Origin of the sequence: Clostridium grantii DSM 8605 (assembly GCF_900129965.1) — a bacterium.
Classification (GTDB): Bacteria; Bacillota; Clostridia; order Clostridiales; family Clostridiaceae; genus Clostridium_AF; species Clostridium_AF grantii.
Genome location: NZ_FQXM01000062.1, coordinates 1 through 3,831 on the forward strand (window position 1 = coordinate 1; position 3,831 = coordinate 3,831).

Below are 3,831 nucleotides of genomic sequence, written 5' to 3' on the forward strand. Positions count from 1 at the left end.
TAAAGGGGTTGTATACAAAAGAGATAATATTTATGTTTATAGGATGATATTATGTGATGGAGTGGTTTAGACCACCGCGGCAGCGGTTTAGTGCTATGTTTATAATGGGAAGTTGATATAATTAAGTTAATGGAAAAATAAGAGAGAGTGTTGAGTTATTTATGTTTATATATGGTAATATGCCAGTGAGTACAATTGCATTTTTATGAATCCTTAGTTTACTTGATATTTTAGTGATAAATTAATATAAGAATTTATGTATGAATTTTATAAGTGACTATTCATTTGAGATTAAGTTATAAATAATATTTTTGGTGGAGGAATATATGAATAATTATAAATTTGATACACTAAATGATGAGGAATTTGAAGAAATAAGCAAAGATTTGCTTAGAGAAGAGCTTGACTTAGACTTTCGAACTTTTAGAAAAGGAAGAGATGGAGGGGTTGATTTAAGTTATGTAGATGAAGAAAATAATAAAATAGTTGCACAAGTGAAGCATTACCCAAAGTCTAACTTTAGCAACTTAAAAAGTTCACTTAGAGATGAATATAACAAAGTTAAAAATAAAAAATTTGAAAGATATATATTAATAACTTCATTGGATTTGACAGTAAATCAGATAAAAGAAATTATGAAATTAATGAAAGGTGTTATAAAAAGTGAAAATGACATATATGATTTGAAGAAATTAAATACTCTCTTGCAAAAGAAAGGTAATGAATGGATAGAAACAAAATATTACAAGCTTTGGTTATCAAGTGCTACGGTGTTAAATAGAATAATAAACAATGCTCAAGAGAATAATATTGAATATTATGTAGAGGGAATTTATAAAAAATTAAAACTATACGTAATAACAGAAAATTTCAACAAAGCCTTAAATATATTAACAAAAACGAATATGTTGTTAATTCATGGAGAACCAGGAGTAGGTAAAACTGTTTTAGCAGAAATGTTAGCTTATAATTATTTAAATAAGGGATATAAGTTGAAATTTATTTCTGGAAATAGTGTTAGTGAGTTAGAAAAAATAATGTCTCCTAGTGATGAAGAAAAAGAAGTTGTGTTTATAGATGATTTCTTAGGTTCTAATTTTCTCGAATTATTTACGTCAACAAGCGAAAATAAAATGGTATTTTTTTTAAAAAAGTATATTAGAAAAAAAAATAAAATAGTAATATTAACAACTAGAAGTACTATTTATAATAAAGGTATTCTGCAGTTTGAAAAATTTCAAAGATTCAGTATTGAGTTTGAAAAATATAATTTGATAATAACCTCCTATAATGATATTGATAAAGCAAAGATTTTATATAATCATTTGTATTTTAATGAAATAAACCAAGAATATATAGATGAAATAAGAGTTAACAATACATTTTTAAAGATAATAAGGCATAGAAATTATACTCCTAGATTAATAGAATTTATTTCAAATAAGAGAAGAATTGAAAAAATTAATGCTTCAGAATATAGGGCGTTTATTTTAAATAACTTAGATAATCCAAAAGAAATATGGAGAAATGAATTTGAAAATAAAATATCAGATGAAGATAGATTCTTAATATGGAGTTTGTTTACATTTGATAATACTGTAAGTGAAGGGATACTGAAAGTTGCATTTGAAGAAAGATATGATTATGAAATTAAATGCAATAATTTTGTCAGAGTTCATAATGCATTTGAGAAATCACTAAATGCGTTGTCGAAAGGATTTTTACAAATAAATAGAAGTTTTCATGAAAAAGAAGCAGAGATTTCCTTTATCAACCCTTCAGTAATTGATTTTTTGATTAATTATTTGAATAAAGATGGAAGAGAAAGAAAGAGAATTTTTAATTCTATAAAATATCTTGAGCAACTTGATAATTTTATATTTATGGGTAAACGTGGATACAGGGATAGAGTTTATATAAATGACGATGATAGAAAAGTTATAAAACAGAGAGTAATAGAAAGATTAGAAGATATAAAGGTTTTTACAGATAATAAAGAGATTAAGATTTGTATACTTAAGTTAATACTAGCAGAGTATAAAAATGATGATTCAATAAAATTAACAATTAAAAGAATACTAGATGAATATATAAAAGGAAAAGAAATGGATAAAGAAAAGTTAGGAGTTATGATAGAACTAATAAATAATAGAAATATAGATTTATTAGAAATAGATACATTATACAAAAAAAATGGAGTTGAAGGAAAAATACAAGACATTATCTTGAATCAGATACAATATATAGAAACGTTTGTTAAATTTCTGACACTAATTAGACTGAACTTTTCACATGAGCATAATATTTTACTATTGGATAAGAAACATACGAAAAAAATAATCTATAGTCTATGCAGACAAGCATTGGCAGACTTTGTTTCTGGATTATTGATTTATGATGAATGTGGTGCAGAGGATGATGATGGGAATACTTATTTTGATTGGGATTTAGCAAAAGAACTTTTAGAATGGAAATTTAATAGCTTTAAAAAGGATATTCTATCAGATGAAGAATTATTAAATTTTAATTTAGAAAAAAATATTGAAGAAAATATTGAGGATATATTTGAATGTGAATATGGAATTGCTAGTGGAGATAGGTTACTTGAAGCTATAGAAGAAATATGGAACATGTATTATAAAGAGAATTATAATGATTCGTATTATTATTCAACTTATTATGAAAATGAACCTAGAATATCTAACATGTTTAAAGAATTGTAATACTAAGTATTTTGATATTTTTTATAAATAAAAATTTTTAATTTAAGTTTTCGTTATACATACTTAGTACAAGCATTTAATGCCTATAATCATTAGGCTAATAATGTAAGGTTGCTTATATGGAGTAAAATATTTATAATGGGCAATTGGAGTTAGATTTTAATCAAGTATGAAAATAATGTAGCTTTACTTAGAGGTGAGAAATTTTGTCTAATATTTATCTGTGCTTGTTGTTATATTAATGAGCCGGATGAACGAGAGCAATATTTTGATTTAAGACAGTTTAAAGTATTTTTTATGTAGAATAATTAAGTGCTGTTTGAATGAAAGGAGTTAATTATATATGAGTCAAATCGAAAATTCAATGATAGAAACATTGAGAACAGATTTTGGTGATGTAAGTAAAGAGTTTATCGAAATGGGAATAGATAGCATATTAGAGGATGGTATTTTTAAGGACATACCTATCATTGGGACACTTAGTTCAGTTTTTAAAGTTGGTATAAGTATAAGAGATATATATTTTATCAAAAAGATTCTAAGTTTTCTGTCTTCATTAGAAGATACTTCTATAGATGATAGAAATGAATTCCTGTCAAAACATTCAAATAATTCTCAGCTTGGAGAAAAACTGATTTTTATCTTGGATAGAATAGATGATTTAGAAAAGCCCAAATTAATAGCTAATTTGTTTAAAAGATATATGGATAATGAAATTGATTATTTAACATTTCAAAGATTTTCTTTAATAATTGAAAAATGTTTTATAGAGGATTTAAAATTCTTAAAGAACAATATCAATGAAGATATTATAACTGGTTTTGAGGCTTTAGGGTTAGCAAATAGTGGCCTAGTATCATTAGCATCTTTTGACGGTGGAACTTTTAATGAAGTAGATTATAACCCGGAGACTGAATATAGGATTAATGATTTAGGTAAGGCTATTAGGCAGTATGCATTTTGATGATTTCTCACATGGGGCTTAAAATTAAATACCTATCATCCATATACCCATTAGGCTAATAATTGGAAAGTGGGATAGGCACATAATACAGGTTGCATTAAATTTTATAGTATCCTAAAATTTTATTATTTAAACATTAGGAAA

2 protein-coding genes are annotated in these 3,831 nt (G+C 25.2%); both read left to right on the forward strand.

The genetic code is table 11. From position 1 onward, the window contains the following. Positions 1-326 precede the first annotated feature (326 nt). The gene (locus BUB83_RS20845; RefSeq protein ID WP_073341008.1) at positions 327-2,723 is read left to right on the forward strand and encodes an ATP-binding protein; all 2,397 of its coding nucleotides are present in this window, start codon (positions 327-329) and stop codon (positions 2,721-2,723) included. A 343-nt stretch (positions 2,724-3,066) separates the two neighbouring features. Then, positions 3,067-3,687, forward strand: a complete 621-nt coding sequence (locus tag BUB83_RS20850) for a hypothetical protein (RefSeq protein WP_073341009.1) — start codon at positions 3,067-3,069, stop codon at positions 3,685-3,687. Positions 3,688-3,831 lie beyond the last annotated feature (144 nt).